We start from the raw sequence: 15,619 nt of genomic DNA, 5'->3' as shown, positions 1-15,619 counted from the left end.
GGGGCAGCGCCAACGCACCGGAAAATAAAGCAACTCATGCCTGAACCGTTTGCCCTCCATTTCGTCCACCCCCTTGCAGTCCGCCGCAACTTTGAACAGTCTGTGCCTGCACGGGGGCGAGGCTAAATGCGCGGCGAAGTTCTTCACTATGACGAGGCCCAGGGTTTCGGCTTCATCACCGGGGCGGACGGCAACCGCTACACCTTCGCGCGCGAGGAACTGCGCCGTGATACCGTGATCGCGAACGGCGCTGTGGTCGAGTTTCTGCCGGCAAGCGGTCAGGCGCGCGACGTTTTTTCAATCCGCGCCCAGCCCGCCAGTCCCGCCACCGCTGCGCCAGCGGCAAGCGCCGCGCCGCCCAAGGCGGCTGCCGCTTCAGCCGCCCCACAGCATTTCGGCCGCCTGGCGGAAGACGGCGCGGTTCGCGATAGCGGACTGCCGGGTTATTTCTGGCGAGGCGTGACGCGCAACTACATCAACTTCGCCGAACGCGCCCGCCGCAAGGAATTCTGGGGCTACTGCCTGTTCTGGACCGTCAGCTTCATCCTGGTCGGAATTGCCGGCGCCCTCGCCGACCAGGCCGTCGGCAATTTCGATGCCGGCAACTGGCCGATTGTGATGATCGGCGTCTGGGGGCTGTTTTGGCTAGCGACGTTCCTGCCCTGGGTCGGGCTCGTCGTGCGCCGCTTGCACGACATCGGCCTGACCGGCTGGCTGTTAATACCTTACTTCGCAATCACCTTCATGTTCGCTCCGGCTACGCTGATCCTCGCGCTGATACTCGGATTGATCCCGACCCAGGCCCACGAAAACCAGTGGGGGCCGGTGCCTAGAGGAGGCGGAGCCTAGACCCGCACCAAGAAATGAGCAGCCGGCTGTTTGCGGACAGCCGTGCTATAACAATGGCTTAGGTCGCAGCCGGGAAGGCAGCTGCTGTTTTGACCGAACGAACGAAATATTTCTCTTGCCATTTAGTCTGTGCACAGATAATCTGTGCAATCATCAAATCGACGATCGAAAACGGATGATGGAGCCAAGACAAATGTGGACCAACGAGTACACCGCAATTTCCCCCCTTTCGGCGCAGGCCATCTGGAACGCGCTCAAGGCGCTGCACGAAGGCCGCCTCACCTACGAAGGGTCCGATACCTTCGTGCTGCACGGCCCGTTCGCCAAGGGCACCCGCGTCTCTGTAACGCCCGTCGGGCAGGACACCTTCCAATCGACGATCGTCGACCTCGTCGACGCTGTAACCTATGCCGACGAGACCTCGTTCGGCGACACGAAACTGCTGTTCAGGCATACGCTGACGCCGGTCGAGGGTGGCACTCAAGTGACTCATCGCCTCGAGATTTCCGGCCCATCGGCCGCCGAGGTCGGACCAGAGCTCGGGCCGCAGATCAGCGGCGATTTCGACACTTCGATGGCCAAACTGTTCGAGCAGGCAATGGTGTTGGCGAACGGTGGCTGATCAAGGGGATCTGAACACGCGCTTCAGCGGACCATCCGAGAGCCCCGGCTTGCTGCTCTGGCGAACCACCATGCGCTGGCAGCGCGTCATGACGGCGGCGCTGGCCCCGCTTGACCTTACCCATGTCCAGTTCGTGCTGCTGGCTTCGGCGATGTGGCTCGGCCGCTATGGCGAGCCGCCCAACCAGGTCCAACTCGCCGCCCAGGCCGGCACCGAGGTGAAGATGACGTCGGACGTCGTCGCCCGGCTTGAGGCAAAGGGACTGATTGTGCGGGACACCGACCCGCGGGATTCCCGCGCCAAGGTGATCCGCGTCTCCACGACGGGGACGGCCGCAGTCCAGCGCGCTATCGTCGCCGTCGAAGCCGCCGACGCTGCTTTTTTCTCAACCGTGGATGAGGCGCAACTCGTCGGCCTGCTGAAACGGCTGGCCGGCGAGATCCGCTGAGTCGGCCGCTAAGCCAGGAACTTGGCGATGATGGCATCGCCCATTGCGACAGTGCCGACTTCGGTCATGCCCTCGGACAAAATATCCTTCGTCCGCAGCCCGTCGTCGAGCACGGCGGCTATGGCGCCTTCGAGCTTGTCGGCCTCATCGACCATGCCGAAGGAGTAGCGCAGGCACATGGCAAACGACGCGATCATGGCGATCGGGTTGGCGATGCCCTGTCCCGCAATGTCGGGCGCCGAGCCATGCACCGGCTCGTACAGCGCCTTGCGCTTGCTGGTCTTCACATCGGGCGCGCCGAGCGAGGCCGACGGCAGCATGCCGATCGATCCGGTCAGCATGGCGGCGATGTCGGACAGCATGTCGCCGAACAGATTGTCGGTGACGATGACGTCGAACTGCTTTGGCCAGCGCACCAGCTGCATGCCGCCGGCATCGGCCAGCATGTGGTCGAGCTTGACGTCGGCATATCTGGCTGCGTGGGTCTGGGTGACGACCTCGTTCCACAGCACCCCGGATTTCATCACGTTGCGCTTTTCCATCGATGTCACGTGGTTCTTGCGCGTGCGCGCCAGCTCAAAAGCGACGCCGGAAATGCGCTCGATCTCGAACGTGTCGTAGACCTGCGTGTCGATGCCGCGCTTCTGGCCGTTGCCGAGATCGATGATCTGCTTCGGCTCGCCGAAATAGACTCCGCCGGTAAGCTCGCGCACGATCAATATGTCGAGGCCCTCGACGACTTCCTGCTTCAGCGAGGACGACGCGGCCAGCGCCGGATAGCAGATGGCGGGCCGGAGATTGGCGAACAGCTCCATATCCTTGCGCAGCCGTAGCAACCCGGCCTCGGGACGCACCTCGTAAGGCACCTTGTCCCATTTCGGCCCGCCGACGGCGCCGAACAGCACGGCGTCCGCAGCCATCGCCTTTGCCATGTCGCCATCCGAAATCGCCGCGCCATGCGCGTCGTAGGCACAGCCGCCGACCAAGCCTTCATCAGTGGCAAAACCGCTGCCGAGCTTTGCGTTCATGGCCGCGATCAGCTTCTTCACCTCGGCCATCGCCTCGGGGCCGATGCCGTCGCCGGCGAGCAGGAGAAGATTTTTCGAAGCCATGGAGAACCGTCCGATGCTGTTTGGAGAAACCGCGGCCTTGCTAAACGCCAAGAGCTTGCGGCGCAAGGGGATGAAGAACGCTACGACGGCGCCCGCCTCTCAAGACCTGGGTTCCTCGCCGTGGCCAGAGGCGGGGGAGAGGAACAAATCACTTGTGCGACAAAATATTCACCAACCGGCCGAACGGATCGCGCACATAAAACCGCCGTACGCCCCACGGCTCGTCGGCCGGACCGTATTCGATGGCAAAGCCGGCGGCCCTCATGCCTTGCAGCGCCGCATCGACATCGTCGACCTCGATGGAGAGGTCCGGCACCGGCGTGCCGGAGCCGCCCTGGGCCATGAAGCTGATCTGCACCTGCATCCGTTCGTCGGACCCGTAGGTGACGATCCAGCCCTGATCCATCAGCACATCGAGGCCAAGCACGTCCTGATAGAAGCGTTTCGCCGCCGCCGCGTCCTGCGTCCCGATATTGGCTACGATGCGCCGGACCGTCATGGCTTTGGCCTCCTCAAGCCGTGCGCCGCAGCGCCGTGACTTCGATCTCGATCTTCATTTCCGGCTTGTTGAGCTGGCACACGATCATCGTCGCCGCCGGCCTGATCTCGCCGAAAGCCTCGCCGAGGATGGGGAAGACGACGTCCACGATGGCCCGGTCTGTGATGTAGTAATGCGCCCGCACCACATCGGCCATGTCGAAGCCGCCATCCCTCAGCGCCTCCGCGATGGTCGCCAGGCAATTGCGCGTCTGCGCCTCCACCGTTTCCGGCATGGTCATCGTCGCATAGTCGTAGCCGGTCGTTCCCGACACGAAGCACCAGTCGCCCTGCACCACCGCGCGCGAATAGCCGGCGGTTTTTTCGAAGGGCGAACCGGTGGAGATGAGTGTGCGCATGGAGCCTCGCTGTGGTTTCGGACACTTTGCAGGGAAAGGGCCGGCTAGGCCATGGGCCAAGTCAGGTGCAAATCTTGGTCGTCGGCGGGACAGCACCCCCCTCTGGCCTGCCGGCCATCTCCCCTCAAGGCGGGAGATTAGCAGTTCGGACGCCTTTCTCGCTTTCCACATTTGCGATTGGCGAAAGCCAGAGTGACGTCTGATCTCCCCCCTTGAGGGGGAGATGCCCGGCAGGGCAGAGGGGCGTGTGACGGATCGCGACGAAACAAGCATGAACACCGAGTGTTCGCCGCGCTGCCGCGAACTCTAGTTCCCCGACTCCTGCGCCTTGTCCATTGCTTCCTTCACATCCGCAGGCCAGGTCTTCACGTCAGGCCACGCCTGCGGCTCGCCATTGTCGCCGCGCCGGGCGAAGTAGAGCGTGTGCTTGGCCGGGTCGACCGCCATGAAACCGTCATTGCTGCCGCATGCGTGCGGCACGCAGCCGGTGGCGTAGAAGGCGCCCGACGCCGTCTTTTCGGTGCCGCCGCCGACCAGCAGGCTGGTCGCCATGTCGGGCATGGTGTCGCCGAGCAGCGTCTGCGCCGCCTTGTAGACGGCCTCATTGTGGAAGGCGTCGATGATGTTCTGGTATTTGGCCGGATCGACGTCCTTCCAGTCCGTACCCGGCTCCGGCGCGTAGGTCAGGTCGCCCGAGATCGTCAGCCCATCGCTGGGCGACCATTGCAGCGCTTGCTTCGTATCGCCCGGCAACAGATACGGCACGAAATAGATGGCGTTGTCGGCCACCGCCGCCGGCGGCGCGCCGCATTCGTCCTGTTCGACCTTGAGGCTTTGTATCTCGCCGCCTTCCGGTTTCCAGACGATGACCTTGGCCGGGCCGCACTGGTTGCCGCCGTCGCCAACATCGACCAGCGCCACGTTGACGCCGCCGACCTTGACTGTTCTGTCGAAGAACACGTCGTAATTGCTGGCCAGCTGCTTGCCGTCATAGGCCAGCACCTTTTCGCCATCCTGCTCTGGCTCGGTAATGGTCAGCTGCCCGCCCTCGAACGGGACCGGCCCCTGGCTGTCATCGTCCGCCAGGGCCGCATTGCTCGACGCGCCCGGATCGGCGGCGGACGGATCTTCTGCCGGCACGAGGACCGTGTCGGTCTGTGCTTGCGCGCCGGCCACCGGCATCAGCATCCACGCCAGCGCGCAGGCGCCGGCAAGAAGAAAACGTGTCATGACTGTCCCCTCCGTTCAGCCGCCACGAACCCGGCTTTGTGGCGGCCGGGCCATCTCGTACCACTCAGGCCCAAGGACGCTCGGCAGCGTTCTTCTTCTCGAACGAGGCGATGGCGCCGGCCTTCTCCATGGTCAGGCCGATATCGTCGAGACCGTTCAGCAGGCAGTGGCGCTTGAAGTCGTCGAGGTCGAAGGTGACCACGCCGCCGTCGGGGCCGCGGATTTCCTTGGCCTCGAGGTCGACCGACACCGTCGCATTGGAGCCGCGCGAGGCGTCGTCCATCAGCTTCTCCAGGTCTTCGGGGCTGACGGTGATCGGCAGGATGCCGTTCTTGAAGCAGTTGTTGTAGAAAATGTCGGCGAACGACGTCGAGATGACGCAGCGAATGCCGAAATCGAGCAGCGCCCACGGCGCGTGTTCGCGGCTCGAACCGCAGCCGAAATTGTCGCCGGCGACCAGGATCTGCGCCTTGCGGTAGGCTGGCTTGTTGAGCACGAAGTCGGGGTTTTCCGAGCCATCGTCCTTGTAGCGCATTTCGGCGAACAGGCCGCTGCCGAGCCCGGTGCGCTTGATCGTCTTGAGATAATCCTTGGGGATGATCATGTCGGTGTCGACATTGACGATCGGCATCGGTGCGGCGACGCCGGTGAGCTTGGTGAATTTTTCCATGGCTTTTGCCCGTTCTTGATCGATAATTCGTTGCGTCAGGGTTTGCTGGCGCCCGGTTTACACAAAGCCGCCGGCAAATAAAAGGCAACTGTTGGTGCGCGGCCCCGATCGAAAGATCGGCGCGGCACTGTCTTTAAAACCAGCTGCCGTTGGTGCACCTTACGCCCATGACCGCACAATCGAAGATTATCTATGCCCGGGAGCCTGAGCTCGACGTCGCCGAATTCCGCCGCGTGCTGGTCGAATCCACGCTCGGCGAAACACGCCCCGTCGATGACGACGCCCGGCTGCAGGCGATGCTTTCGGCCGCGAACCTGGTGCTGACGGCGCGGCTCGACATCGAAGGCAGGCCGCTGATAGGCGTTATCAGGGCCATCACCGACTTTTCCTGGGTGTGCTATGTCTCAGAGCTCGCCGTATCCCAATCTGCGCAAGGCCTCGGCATCGGCAAGGGCCTGATGGACGCGGCCCGCCGGCAGCTTGGGCCTTCGGTCGCCATCAGCCTGATCTCGATGCCCGACGCCGTCGGCTTCTATGAGCGTATCGGCATGACGCGAATGGCCGACGCGTTCTGGTTCTCCCGCGAGGGCTGACGAGCGTCGAGCGCAATTGCCGATCGGGTTGGGCAGTCAAGGCGGGCAAGGTTCTCGGCAATGCGGAACGGTGTTCAGGACACCGCGGAGCAACGCCTCCTTTGTCGCCCTTGACCCGCGCTTCATCCGGTCCAAATCCGCAGGATGGGAAATCGCCGATCTCTGATAGGCACCGCCGGCTGGGGAATTCCGTCTCGATACAAGGCTGACTTTCCGCAATCCGGTTCGCATCTCGAACGTTACGGAAAACGCTTTCCGGCCGTCGAGATCGACACCACGTTCTACAAGCCGCACCGCCGCGAGACCTATGAGCGCTGGGCGCACGCCGTGCCGGAGCACTTCCGCTTCGCGGTCAAGGCACCGAAGAACATGACCCATGATCATCGCCTCGCCGATTGCGAGGGGCTGACAGAGGACTTTCTCGGGCAGGTCGAAGGTCTCGGCGAAAAGCTGAGCGTGCTTCTGGTGCAGCTGCCGCCGAGCTTGCCCTTCGAGCCGGAGGTCGCCGGCGGCTTCTTCGACATGTTGGGCAGGCGTATCCGGGCAAGGCTGGCATGCGAGCCGCGCCATCCCACCTGGTTCGGTGCCGAGGCGGACGCACTGCTGGCCGGTCACCAGGTCGCACGGGTCGCCGCCGACCCGGCTTCGGTTCCGGAGGCAGCAGGGCCAGGTGGCTGGCCCGGCCTTGCCTATTTCCGCTGGCACGGCGCGCCGCGGATCTACTATTCGGGTTACGATGCCGAAACGCTCGACCGGTTTGCGCGGCAAGTGGAAGCAGCAGCAGATTCCGGCGCCGAGGTGTGGGGGATTTTTGACAATACGGCCAACGGGCATGCGCTGGGCAACGCGATGGCTGTCAGTGCGATGGTTGCTTAGACTCTCGCGGGACAGCACCCCCCTCTGGCCTGCCGGCCATCTCCCCCGCAAGGGGGGAGATCAGATGCCGCGACCGCTTTCGCCAATCGCCGACGTTGCAAGAATGGCGCCTTCGCCGAAGCTGCCAATCTCCCCGCTTGCGGGGGAGATGCCCGGCAGGGCAGAGGGGGTGGGCGGGAACTCGACAGTGAGCTTTTGCCGCCTCAAATCACGTTCAATTCCCGAAACGCCCTTCCCTCAGCCACTCTGGCGTACCCAAACGCCGAGCAATCCACCGTCCGATACCCGCCATGCACCAACAACTCCGCCAGCGCCTTGCCGACCGCCGGCGCCTGTTGCAGGCCGTGGCCGGAAAATCCGTTGGCGAAGATGAAATTGCCGACCTCTGGATGCGGCCCGATCACGGCGTTCTGGTCGAGCGTGTTGTAGTCGTAATGGCCTGCCCAGGCGCGGGTCGGCTTGATCGCCTCGAAGGCGGGGATGCGGGTTGCCAGCACGGGCCAGATCACCTCTTCGAACAGCGGCCAGTCGACGTCGAAATCCCTGGGGTCGGCGGGGCCATCGCCCTCCTCCGGTTCGGCGCCGCCGGTGAGATAGACCGAGCCTTCCGGCCTGACATAGATGCCGGAGGGATCGACCAGCAGCGGCATGTCGGCGTATTTTTCCCGCGCCTCGAAGACGAAGACATTGCGCTTGCGCGGCTCGACCGGCAGCGCGAGCCCGGCAAGAGCGGCGATCTTGCCGGCGTTTGGACCAGCGGCGTTGACGACGATGCCGGCTTCCAGCTTTTCGCCAATGTCGAGGCGCACGCCGGTAACGCGGTTGGCCTGGCGCTCGATGCCGGTGACATCGGCGGCGATGAAATCGACTTGTCTGTCACGCAATGCCTTGCGAAACAGCGTCAGCATGGCATGCGCGTCGAACCAGCCCTCGCCGGTGCGGCCGAAGGCGCCGGCGCTGATGCCTTCCGTCGACAGCCAGGAAAAACGCTTTGCCAGCTGGTCGGCATCCTCGAGCAGAATGTCGGCGCCCTCTGCGACCTGCGCTTCGTGATTGGCTTTCAGGATCGGCAGCCCGGCCTCGCCGGCCAGGATCAGATAGCCGCCCTCGCGAAAGCCGATATCGGCATCGGCGCCGAAGGTCTCCTTCAGCCGCCGGAACAGGTTTAGCGTGAACTGCGACAGCCGGATGTTTTCCGGGATCGAGAATTGCTGACGGATCGAGGCCATGGACAGCGTCGTTGCCGCATGGGCGAATTGCGGATCGCGTTCGATCAGCGCAATCGAGCCGGTAAAGCCTTCCTCGCGCAGATAATAGGCGACAGAGGAGCCGACGATGGCCCCGCCGATGATGACAATGTCGTAGCGCACGTTTTCTCCGATCCGGCCGCCGGTATGCTTCACGCCGCCGGCACAATGATCTCGAAGCGCGTGCCGCGTCCGGAGTCAACCAGCGCGATCGTGCCATCATGCGCTTTCAGGAGGGCCAGCACGATGCCGAGGCCCATGCCGGTGCCGCCGGACTCACGGCGCGTGGTGAAGAACGGCTCGAAAATGCGGGCCCTGTTGCTCGGCGAAATACCGGCGCCGTCATCGCTGACCGCAACGGTCGCCTTGCCGTCGGCGGTGGCCGCAGAGAGAAGAACCTGGGTGGCTCCGTGCCTGGCCGAATTGTCGATCAGATTGGCAAGCACGATCGCCGCATTCTCGGCTGATATCCGCAGGCCGATTTCGCCACCCGCCTCAATGTTGACCGCCAGCCGGCCATCGACCGGCAGCAATGCCAGCGCCGCATCGAGCGATGTGCTTTCGCCGCTCGGCGCCAGGTTTTCCGCGCGCGCCAGATCGAGCAGGCGCCGTACCAGCAGATTGAGCCTTCCGGCATCGTTGACGATGTTGCCGGAAAACCGCTTGCGCTCTGCCGCGTCCATCGCCTCGCCGGAATCGCGCAAGAGTTCGGCCGCGCCCTGGATCGCCGTCAGCGGCGATTTGAGCTCGTGCGAGACATGGGTGGCAAAGGTCTGGATCGAGTCGGAGCGCGCCTGCAGCTTTTCCGCCATGTCGAGGAAGGCGGCGGACAGCTCGGCCATTTCGCGCGTGCCGTGATGGTCGAGCGGCCGGATCGCGTCGCGGTCGCCGGCGGCGATGCGCCTCGTGCGCTCCATCAGCGCGTAGATCGGCCGGCTCACGGTGCGCAGGAACACCAGCGCGATCAGCAGCGTGCCAGAGAGCATGGCGATGGCCGCCAGCGTCACCTTGCCGCGTTCGCCATAGAGATGCTTGACGATGTTGTTCGGCGTTCGAGACAGGTAGATCACGCCGGCGACATGGCCGTCGACCGCGATCGGCATGGCGACAAAGACGCGAACTTTCGTGCCGCGGCTGACCGAATAGAGCGGCGGCGGCGGCTGATCGGGGATTCGTTGCCTCAATGCGCTGGCATAGCGGCCGGCAAGGGCCTCGCGCACCTCCTCGACATTGGCCAGGGATAGTCCGACCTCGTCGCGCCCGGCAATGACGACGCCCTTGGGATCGAGCAGCCGGAAGCCGGCCAGCGTGGTTTTTTGCGTCGTGTCGAGAATGCCGGACAGTCGCGCGCCGATGGCCGTGAAGGCTGGATCGGTGGCGGCGGCAATGCCGGCGGGCCGGGTCGGCAGCAGATAGTCGGAAGCGAGATCGAGGCTCGGCTCGATCGGCTGGTAAGGCGTGTCGTCGCCGCGGCTGGCTTCGCCGCTGTCAGCCTGCATCGGCACCCCAAGCTTCTCCGGGGCAATGGCGGCGTCACTGATATTCTGCGCATAGATGGCGGCGATGACGGCGCCTTGCGCGATCAACTCGCCCTCGGTCTGGCGGATCAGCTGGTTTTCATAAAGCCGGAAGAAGAACAGGCCGACCAGCGGCAGCGCCAGCACCATGATGAGGATGGCGAGGACCACCGTGGCCAGCCTTGGCCGCCATTTGGTGCCGATCCATTTGGCGTCGCTCAGGCGCCGCATCGGCCAAGCCGGAAACCGACGCCATGCACGGTTTCGATGGCGTCGAGACAGCCTGCCGCCGCCAGCTTGGCGCGGATGTTGCGGATGTGGCTGTCGACGGTACGGTCGGCGACATGGATGTTGGCGGCATAGGCGCTAGCGACCACCAGGTCGCGCCCCAGCACATGCGCCGGCCGCGCCAGAAATCCTTTCAGGATCGAGAATTCGATCGCCGTCAGCGCCAGCGCCTTGCCGTCGAAACTGGCGCCGTGGCTGGCCGGCACCAGGCTGAGCTTGCCATGCGCAAAGGCCCTGTCATCGGCCGGATCCGGCGCCAGCGGGCGGGCGCGACGCAGGATGACGTTGACGCGCGCCACCAGCTCGCGCGGGCTGAACGGTTTCGTCACATAGTCGTCGCCGCCCATTTCGAGCCCGAGGATGCGATCGATCTCCTCGTCTCGCGCCGACAGGAACAGTATCGGCACATCGGAGCGCTGCCTCAGCCGCCGGCAGACTTCCAGCCCGTCCATCTCCGGCATGCCGATATCGAGCACGACGAGGTCGGGCTCGCGGCCTTCGATCGCCTGCAGGGCGGCTGCGCCGTCAGCGACGGCCTGCGTCTTCATCCCGGCCCTCTCCAGCGCAAAGCAGATGATCTCGCGTATGTGCGGATCGTCGTCGGCGACCAGGATCTGATGCGGCATGGATCTAACGGTCCGGCACTGAAGGTTGCGAGGGCTGGGTAGGTGGAGGAAGCACGAGCGGACCTCTCTTGTCGAGAACCTGCACGAGCCTCCAGCCGCGAAAGCTCCAGGCGCGCCACTGCTTCTGCTCGGCGATAGTGTCGTCGATCATCATTTGGTCGGCCAGATAGGTGGTTTGGTTTCCGAATTGGTGCATGTAGAGGCGGTCCAGCGCCGGCATGGCGGCAGCGCCGAGCGAGCGCAGATATTCGGTATCGATAGGCGTGCCGTCGCCGGTCATTTCAAGGGAATGGTCGACATTGAAATTGGCGATCATTGCGGCGAAGTTGATGAAGCAGCAGGCATAAAGCGTCGCCGATAGCGTCGCAAGATTGGCGGAGAGCAGCCATTCGTTGGATTTTCCAAGCGCGATGCGGGCAATGATCAGTACAAGCCCTGACGCCACCAACCCCATCCAGACGAAAGCCGCGATGCGCCAGTAGGTCAGTGCATAGACGCCGATATAGAGATCGAGCCTGAGAATCGACGAAATGACCAGCACGATGTTCTGCGCCACCCAGGCATAGACCAGTCGGCGGATCAGCGGATCGCTTGACGTTTCGCTGCCCGGCCGCAGCGCCGCCAGCACGAAGCCGGCGGCCAGCAGCGCGGTGGCGATCAGCGGATAGGCGCCGCGATGCGCATAAGCGGCATAGCTCAACCCGTCGGGAAGGGCGACCCCGCCCCAGAGATAGGCGGCGTCGAGCCCGGTCTGCAGCGCAAACAGGGCATTGAAGACGATCAGCGCGCGCAAGATCGCGGCCTTGCCGAAGACGACGGCCTCGATCGTCGTGGCGGATTTTGTCGCGGCCGGTGCGGCCACGGCTGCAGGCGGCGCCAAAGGTGGAAGGCGGCGTGGGGGTCGGCGCAGCAAGCGCGGCAGGCGAGGCCGCAGGAAAGCCCAGACGCCGGCGAGCACGAACAGCCAGAAGACGATCCGCGCCAGCTGGATGAGATCGAGCAGCTTCATCAGGTCGATCAGCGACAGCCAGTATTCGATGACCGGATTGGCGGTGCCGAACAAAAGCAGGAACACCGCGCCCAGCGTCACCGGCATGACCCAGACGATGATGGACGCCAGGTGGATGCGGCGGCCGCCAAGCCGGCGCACCGTGCGGCGCCATTGGAAAAAGTCACGGATAAGGCGCAGCGGCGCCGCCAGCAGGAACAGCGCGACCTGGCCGGCAATGCGGGCGATGCCGTGCCGCAGCCGCCCGGACAGGGACAGCGCAAACACCACCAGCGCCACGACAGCTATCGCCACCGACAGCGGGCTGACGTTCTCGGCCAGCGGCAGCAGCGCGACGAACAAAGCGGCCGGCTTGAGCCAGGGTCGGGTGGAATTCAGTGCGGCAGGATGCACAGCGACCACCGCGCCGGCGATCAGGATGGCAAACAGCAGCACCGTGATCCCGGCGGGCTGGCCGTAAAAGAAAAAATCCGCCAGCGCCACGAGCAGGACGGCGATGCCGAAGCGGCTGGAAAAGCTTGCAAACGATGTCATGCGCGGATTTTCCTGATGGGCTGGGTCCGCTCGGCCGGTGGGCGGATAAAAGGGAGCAGGCTCGCTTCCAGGTAAGGGCGGGCCGCCGCCCGGGGCGGATCGACCAACCACCAGCTTTCGCTGCGCAGGCGATAGGGCAAGGACCAAAGGTGAGCGTTTCGCTGTTGCATGCCGCTGTTGTCGCGGGCTCGCATGGAAACGGCGGGGCGGAGCGGAGGAGGTTTTCCGCAGGGATGTGCAGTTTTCGTGCAGGACCTGTGCTTACGGCCGGGGCGCTCCCCCCCCCATCTTTCCGGACGTTGGCGCTGTCCCAGCCAGGCTCCTTTCCTCTCCCTCCGGAGGGGGGAGAGGTGGCTCGGCGAAGCCGAGACGGAGTGGGGGAACCACCTGGCAGTCGCCGCGAACGGACATCGGAAGGGCACTGAGCGCATGGGTCGACCCCCACTCCGTCGAGCTTCGCTCGACACCTCTCCCCCGATCGACGGGGGAGAGGAAAGGCCCCCCTTCCGCAACTGCTGCGGGACGGGCGGGGCAGCGCAAGCTTTCGCAGTTGGCTCGTCATCAGGTACCGGTCGGACGCTTGCCTCACCCGCCCCCACGCGGCATAGATCGGCCATGACAAGCGAACCTTACCGCCCGCGCCGCTCGGTGCTTTACGTCCCCGCCTCCAACGACAAGGCGCTGGCCAGGATCGCGACGCTGGCCTGCGATGCCGTGATCATCGACCTCGAAGACGCCGTCGCGCCCTCAGACAAGATCGCCGCGCGGGACAAACTGGCCGGCATTTTCGCCAGCCGACCGAAACGCCGCTGCGAGATGATCGTGCGCGTCAACGCGCTGTCCAGCGAATGGGGCAACGATGACCTGCTGACCGCGGCGAAATTCGAGCCCGACGGCATCCTGTTGTCCAAGGTCGCCACGCCGCGCGATATCCTCGAAGTCGGCGACGTGCTCGACGACAATTTTGCCCCCGACAGCGTCAAGCTCTGGGCGATGATCGAGACGCCCAAGGCCATGCTCAATATCGGCGCCATTGCCGAACTCGGCCGCGATCGCGCTTCGCGGCTAAATTGTTTCGTTGCCGGAACGAACGATCTGGTCAAGGAAACCGGCATTCTGGCGACGCCTGATCGGCGCTACCTCGTGCCTTGGCTGATGCAGATGGTGCTGGCGGCGCGGGCCGGCGGCATCGACATACTCGACGGCGTCTCCAACGATTTTCGCGACCTCGACGCGTTTGCGCGCGAATGCACGGAAGCCGCCGCCATGGGGTTCGACGGCAAGACGCTGATCCACCCCGCCCAGATCGAAACCGCCAACCGCGCCTTTGCGCCCGCGCCCGAAGCCTTGGCCGAGGCGCACGCGGTGAAAGAGGCTTTCGCCTTGCCCGAAAATGCCGGCAAGGGCGTGATTGCGCTGGATGGCAGGATGGTCGAACGGCTGCACCTGGTGCAAGCCGAAAAACTGCTGGCGAAGGCCGCCGCCATCGGCGCATGATCCGCCCCGAAAAGACGAACTCACGACAGGATCTGACCCATGAGACTTTACCGCTTTCTGTCCGCCCCCGACGATTCAACCTTCTGCCACAAGGTCACCGCGGCGCTGAACAAGGGCTGGCACCTGTACGGCTCACCGACCTACGCCTATGACAAGAAGACCAAATCGATGCGCTGCGGCCAGGCGGTGGTGAAGGATATCGACGGCCAGGAATACGGGCCGGATACGAAGCTGAGTGATTGGTAGGCGAGCTTTGCCAGCCTGTCTAAGACAGCGCTAGGCTGCCTCGGCAATATCAAGACGCACTGTAAGTCCGGCCTGTGTGGCCAGATTGATCAAGGTGTCCAGACTAAAATTCGCGATCCTGCCCCGCAGAAGATCGCTAAGGCGTGGCTGGGTAATCCCGAGCCGGTTGGCTGCTTCGGCTTGGGTAACGTCCCAACTCCGCACCCGCTGTTCGATCGCGATCAGCAAATTGGAGCGCATAGTCATGTTGGCGGACTGAGCCGGGGTGTCTTCCAGCGCATCCCAGACATTTTCAAAGCTTTGACGTTCCATGAGCATGTCTCACTGAATTTGCCTGAACCGCGATGCGGCAAGAGCCAAGTCTCGTTTCGCCGTCTGTTGCGTCTTCTTCTGGAAGGCGTGCAAGACAAAGACGGCGTCACCTATGCTGGCGACGTAAAGCACCCGGAACGCGCCAGCATCGTCTCGGACACGGATTTCCCGTACGCCTAGGCCTATCGTCGTCATCGGCTTCCAATCGCTTGGCTCAAATCCGAGTTGAACCTTGTGCAGTTGAACGCCCGTTTCCTTGCGCACCGCCTCTGGAAAAGCCCGGAGCTTGGCAAGAGAATCTCCAAGAAACTCCAGTCGCTTGGTCGGCATACAGACTTTATATCAAAACTTGTATAATTTCACAAGCAGGCTCGCCACCTGAATATCGCACAGCCTTACTCCGCCGCCTCTTCAAGCTTTTCCATATCGTCGTCCGACAGGCCGAAATGGTGGCCGATCTCGTGGATCAGCACGTGGGTGACGATGTCGCCCAGCGTCTCTTCGTTTTCGGCCCAATAGTCGAGGATGGCGCGGCGGTAGAGGGTGATGCGGTTCGGGCCTTCGCCGGTCTGCGGGTTCCAGCGCTCGGCGATGCCGCGGCCCTCGAACAGGCCAAGCAGATCAAACGGTGTCTCCAGCGACAGATCGTCCATGATCTCGTCGGTCGGGAATTCGGCGATCATGATGACGATCTCGCCGGTCAGCTTGCGAAAATCGTCGGGCAGATGTGCGTACGCCTCCAGCGCCAGAAACTCGATCTCCTCGATCGAAGGCGAGAGTTCATCGTGCCAGGTGCGGGTCTTGTAGATGCGGGCCATGCTTTGTCCTTTGATCCGGCATATAGGCTTTCCCTCCGGACTCGGCAAATGGACCGGGTACCTGGCCAATGACTGTTTCTTTGCGCCGAATGGCTGCGACCAAAGTCCAAGGTTGGCCTCGTCACCTTTGATCAAGGAATAAATTCCTTCTGACTCCGCTTGACTCTTCCGGCACCCTCTGGAATCTATAGGAACATAACAGGAACAGTTGTGAGAGAAATTGACCGTC

General features: G+C 63.6%; 19 protein-coding genes. 7 read left to right on the top strand and 12 right to left on the bottom strand.

The window, feature by feature from the left end:
• Window positions 1-126: 126 nt before the first annotated feature.
• From ACYG9R_RS11680 to ACYG9R_RS11670, 3 genes are all read left to right on the top strand, one after another.
• On the top strand, window positions 127-849 hold the full coding sequence (locus tag ACYG9R_RS11680) for a DUF805 domain-containing protein (protein WP_023824381.1): 723 nt from the start codon (window positions 127-129) through the stop codon (window positions 847-849).
• Window positions 850-1,042: 193 nt separating this feature from the next.
• Window positions 1,043-1,471, top strand: coding sequence for an SRPBCC family protein (locus tag ACYG9R_RS11675; protein WP_023824382.1), 429 nt, complete (start codon window positions 1,043-1,045; stop codon window positions 1,469-1,471).
• Between the two features lie 49 nt (window positions 1,472-1,520).
• Window positions 1,521-1,919 (top strand): MarR family winged helix-turn-helix transcriptional regulator, encoded by a 399-nt coding sequence (locus ACYG9R_RS11670; protein WP_245260091.1) that lies wholly within the window; start codon window positions 1,521-1,523, stop codon window positions 1,917-1,919.
• A gap of 8 nt (window positions 1,920-1,927) precedes the next feature.
• On the opposite strand, the gene leuB is transcribed toward ACYG9R_RS11670, so the two are convergent.
• The 5 genes from leuB to leuD form a co-directional block, all read right to left on the bottom strand.
• Window positions 1,928-3,031, bottom strand: a complete 1,104-nt coding sequence (gene leuB / locus ACYG9R_RS11665) for a 3-isopropylmalate dehydrogenase (RefSeq protein WP_023824383.1) — start codon at window positions 3,029-3,031, stop codon at window positions 1,928-1,930.
• 148 nt (window positions 3,032-3,179) lie between these two features.
• A complete protein-coding gene (locus tag ACYG9R_RS11660) occupies window positions 3,180-3,530 on the bottom strand; it encodes a VOC family protein (protein WP_023824384.1) in 351 nt (116 codons plus the stop codon).
• Between the two features lie 13 nt (window positions 3,531-3,543).
• Window positions 3,544-3,927 (bottom strand): RidA family protein, encoded by a 384-nt coding sequence (locus ACYG9R_RS11655; RefSeq protein ID WP_023683820.1) that lies wholly within the window; start codon window positions 3,925-3,927, stop codon window positions 3,544-3,546.
• A gap of 306 nt (window positions 3,928-4,233) precedes the next feature.
• On the bottom strand, window positions 4,234-5,157 hold the full coding sequence (locus ACYG9R_RS11650; RefSeq protein ID WP_023740124.1) for a hypothetical protein: 924 nt from the start codon (window positions 5,155-5,157) through the stop codon (window positions 4,234-4,236).
• Between the two features lie 64 nt (window positions 5,158-5,221).
• The gene (leuD, locus tag ACYG9R_RS11645) at window positions 5,222-5,827 is read right to left on the bottom strand and encodes a 3-isopropylmalate dehydratase small subunit (protein WP_023694556.1); all 606 of its coding nucleotides are present in this window, start codon (window positions 5,825-5,827) and stop codon (window positions 5,222-5,224) included.
• 167 nt (window positions 5,828-5,994) lie between these two features.
• On the opposite strand from leuD, the gene ACYG9R_RS11640 reads away from it, so the two are divergent.
• On the top strand, window positions 5,995-6,420 hold the full coding sequence (locus tag ACYG9R_RS11640) for a GNAT family N-acetyltransferase (protein ID WP_023687647.1): 426 nt from the start codon (window positions 5,995-5,997) through the stop codon (window positions 6,418-6,420).
• A 144-nt stretch (window positions 6,421-6,564) separates the two neighbouring features.
• On the top strand, window positions 6,565-7,296 hold the full coding sequence (locus ACYG9R_RS11635; RefSeq protein ID WP_023824385.1) for a DUF72 domain-containing protein: 732 nt from the start codon (window positions 6,565-6,567) through the stop codon (window positions 7,294-7,296).
• A 203-nt stretch (window positions 7,297-7,499) separates the two neighbouring features.
• Here the strand turns inward: ACYG9R_RS11635 and ACYG9R_RS11630 are convergent, their stop codons facing one another.
• The 4 genes from ACYG9R_RS11630 to ACYG9R_RS11615 are packed head-to-tail and all read right to left on the bottom strand — an operon-like array spanning window position 7,500 to window position 12,517.
• Window positions 7,500-8,666: an NAD(P)/FAD-dependent oxidoreductase gene (locus ACYG9R_RS11630; RefSeq protein WP_023824386.1), complete on the bottom strand. Its 1,167-nt coding sequence runs from the start codon at window positions 8,664-8,666 to the stop codon at window positions 7,500-7,502.
• 29 nt (window positions 8,667-8,695) lie between these two features.
• Window positions 8,696-10,291: a sensor histidine kinase gene (locus ACYG9R_RS11625; protein ID WP_023824387.1), complete on the bottom strand. Its 1,596-nt coding sequence runs from the start codon at window positions 10,289-10,291 to the stop codon at window positions 8,696-8,698.
• Window positions 10,279-10,974 carry a response regulator transcription factor gene (locus ACYG9R_RS11620; protein ID WP_023702574.1) on the bottom strand — a complete coding sequence of 232 codons (696 nt, stop codon included), beginning with the start codon at window positions 10,972-10,974 and terminating at the stop codon, window positions 10,279-10,281. The genes ACYG9R_RS11625 and ACYG9R_RS11620 overlap by 13 nt, the downstream gene beginning before the upstream one ends.
• Before the next feature lie 4 nt (window positions 10,975-10,978).
• Window positions 10,979-12,517, bottom strand: a complete 1,539-nt coding sequence (locus ACYG9R_RS11615) for a DUF4153 domain-containing protein (RefSeq protein ID WP_023702573.1) — start codon at window positions 12,515-12,517, stop codon at window positions 10,979-10,981.
• 615 nt (window positions 12,518-13,132) lie between these two features.
• Here ACYG9R_RS11615 and ACYG9R_RS11610 point away from each other — a divergent pair.
• The gene (locus ACYG9R_RS11610) at window positions 13,133-14,014 is read left to right on the top strand and encodes an HpcH/HpaI aldolase/citrate lyase family protein (protein WP_023673922.1); all 882 of its coding nucleotides are present in this window, start codon (window positions 13,133-13,135) and stop codon (window positions 14,012-14,014) included.
• A 39-nt stretch (window positions 14,015-14,053) separates the two neighbouring features.
• On the top strand, window positions 14,054-14,260 hold the full coding sequence (locus ACYG9R_RS11605) for a DUF1737 domain-containing protein (protein WP_023673921.1): 207 nt from the start codon (window positions 14,054-14,056) through the stop codon (window positions 14,258-14,260).
• A gap of 30 nt (window positions 14,261-14,290) precedes the next feature.
• Here the strand turns inward: ACYG9R_RS11605 and ACYG9R_RS11600 are convergent, their stop codons facing one another.
• The 3 genes from ACYG9R_RS11600 to ACYG9R_RS11590 form a co-directional block, all read right to left on the bottom strand.
• On the bottom strand, window positions 14,291-14,572 hold the full coding sequence (locus tag ACYG9R_RS11600; protein ID WP_023673920.1) for a helix-turn-helix domain-containing protein: 282 nt from the start codon (window positions 14,570-14,572) through the stop codon (window positions 14,291-14,293).
• 9 nt (window positions 14,573-14,581) lie between these two features.
• Complete coding sequence (locus tag ACYG9R_RS11595; RefSeq protein WP_023673919.1) at window positions 14,582-14,902, bottom strand: type II toxin-antitoxin system RelE/ParE family toxin; 321 nt, start codon at window positions 14,900-14,902, stop codon at window positions 14,582-14,584.
• Window positions 14,903-14,967: 65 nt separating this feature from the next.
• Window positions 14,968-15,390: a metallopeptidase family protein gene (locus tag ACYG9R_RS11590; RefSeq protein WP_023673918.1), complete on the bottom strand. Its 423-nt coding sequence runs from the start codon at window positions 15,388-15,390 to the stop codon at window positions 14,968-14,970.
• Window positions 15,391-15,619: the final 229 nt, after the last annotated feature.

The sequence above is a fragment of the Mesorhizobium sp. RSR565B genome, from assembly GCF_054719465.1.
This window is presented reverse-complemented; position numbering and strand designations above follow the sequence as displayed.

Bases quoted from the DNA above. Each gene is read 5' to 3' on its own strand.
- ACYG9R_RS11680 (WP_023824381.1), top strand. From the start codon at position 127: ATGCGCGGCGAAGTTCTTCACTATGACGAGGCCCAGGGTTTCGGCTTC.
- ACYG9R_RS11675 (WP_023824382.1), top strand. From the start codon at position 1,043: ATGTGGACCAACGAGTACACCGCAATTTCCCCCCTTTCGGCGCAGGCC.
- leuB (WP_023824383.1), bottom strand. From the start codon at position 3,031: ATGGCTTCGAAAAATCTTCTCCTGCTCGCCGGCGACGGCATCGGCCCC.
- ACYG9R_RS11660 (WP_023824384.1), bottom strand. From the start codon at position 3,530: ATGACGGTCCGGCGCATCGTAGCCAATATCGGGACGCAGGACGCGGCG.
- ACYG9R_RS11655 (WP_023683820.1), bottom strand. From the start codon at position 3,927: ATGCGCACACTCATCTCCACCGGTTCGCCCTTCGAAAAAACCGCCGGC.
- ACYG9R_RS11650 (WP_023740124.1), bottom strand. From the start codon at position 5,157: ATGACACGTTTTCTTCTTGCCGGCGCCTGCGCGCTGGCGTGGATGCTG.
- leuD (WP_023694556.1), bottom strand. From the start codon at position 5,827: ATGGAAAAATTCACCAAGCTCACCGGCGTCGCCGCACCGATGCCGATC.
- ACYG9R_RS11640 (WP_023687647.1), top strand. From the start codon at position 5,995: ATGACCGCACAATCGAAGATTATCTATGCCCGGGAGCCTGAGCTCGAC.
- ACYG9R_RS11635 (WP_023824385.1), top strand. From the start codon at position 6,565: ATGGGAAATCGCCGATCTCTGATAGGCACCGCCGGCTGGGGAATTCCG.
- ACYG9R_RS11625 (WP_023824387.1), bottom strand. From the start codon at position 10,291: ATGCGGCGCCTGAGCGACGCCAAATGGATCGGCACCAAATGGCGGCCA.
- ACYG9R_RS11620 (WP_023702574.1), bottom strand. From the start codon at position 10,974: ATGCCGCATCAGATCCTGGTCGCCGACGACGATCCGCACATACGCGAG.
- ACYG9R_RS11615 (WP_023702573.1), bottom strand. From the start codon at position 12,517: ATGACATCGTTTGCAAGCTTTTCCAGCCGCTTCGGCATCGCCGTCCTG.
- ACYG9R_RS11610 (WP_023673922.1), top strand. From the start codon at position 13,133: ATGACAAGCGAACCTTACCGCCCGCGCCGCTCGGTGCTTTACGTCCCC.
- ACYG9R_RS11605 (WP_023673921.1), top strand. From the start codon at position 14,054: ATGAGACTTTACCGCTTTCTGTCCGCCCCCGACGATTCAACCTTCTGC.
- ACYG9R_RS11600 (WP_023673920.1), bottom strand. From the start codon at position 14,572: ATGGAACGTCAAAGCTTTGAAAATGTCTGGGATGCGCTGGAAGACACC.
- ACYG9R_RS11595 (WP_023673919.1), bottom strand. From the start codon at position 14,902: ATGCCGACCAAGCGACTGGAGTTTCTTGGAGATTCTCTTGCCAAGCTC.
- ACYG9R_RS11590 (WP_023673918.1), bottom strand. From the start codon at position 15,390: ATGGCCCGCATCTACAAGACCCGCACCTGGCACGATGAACTCTCGCCT.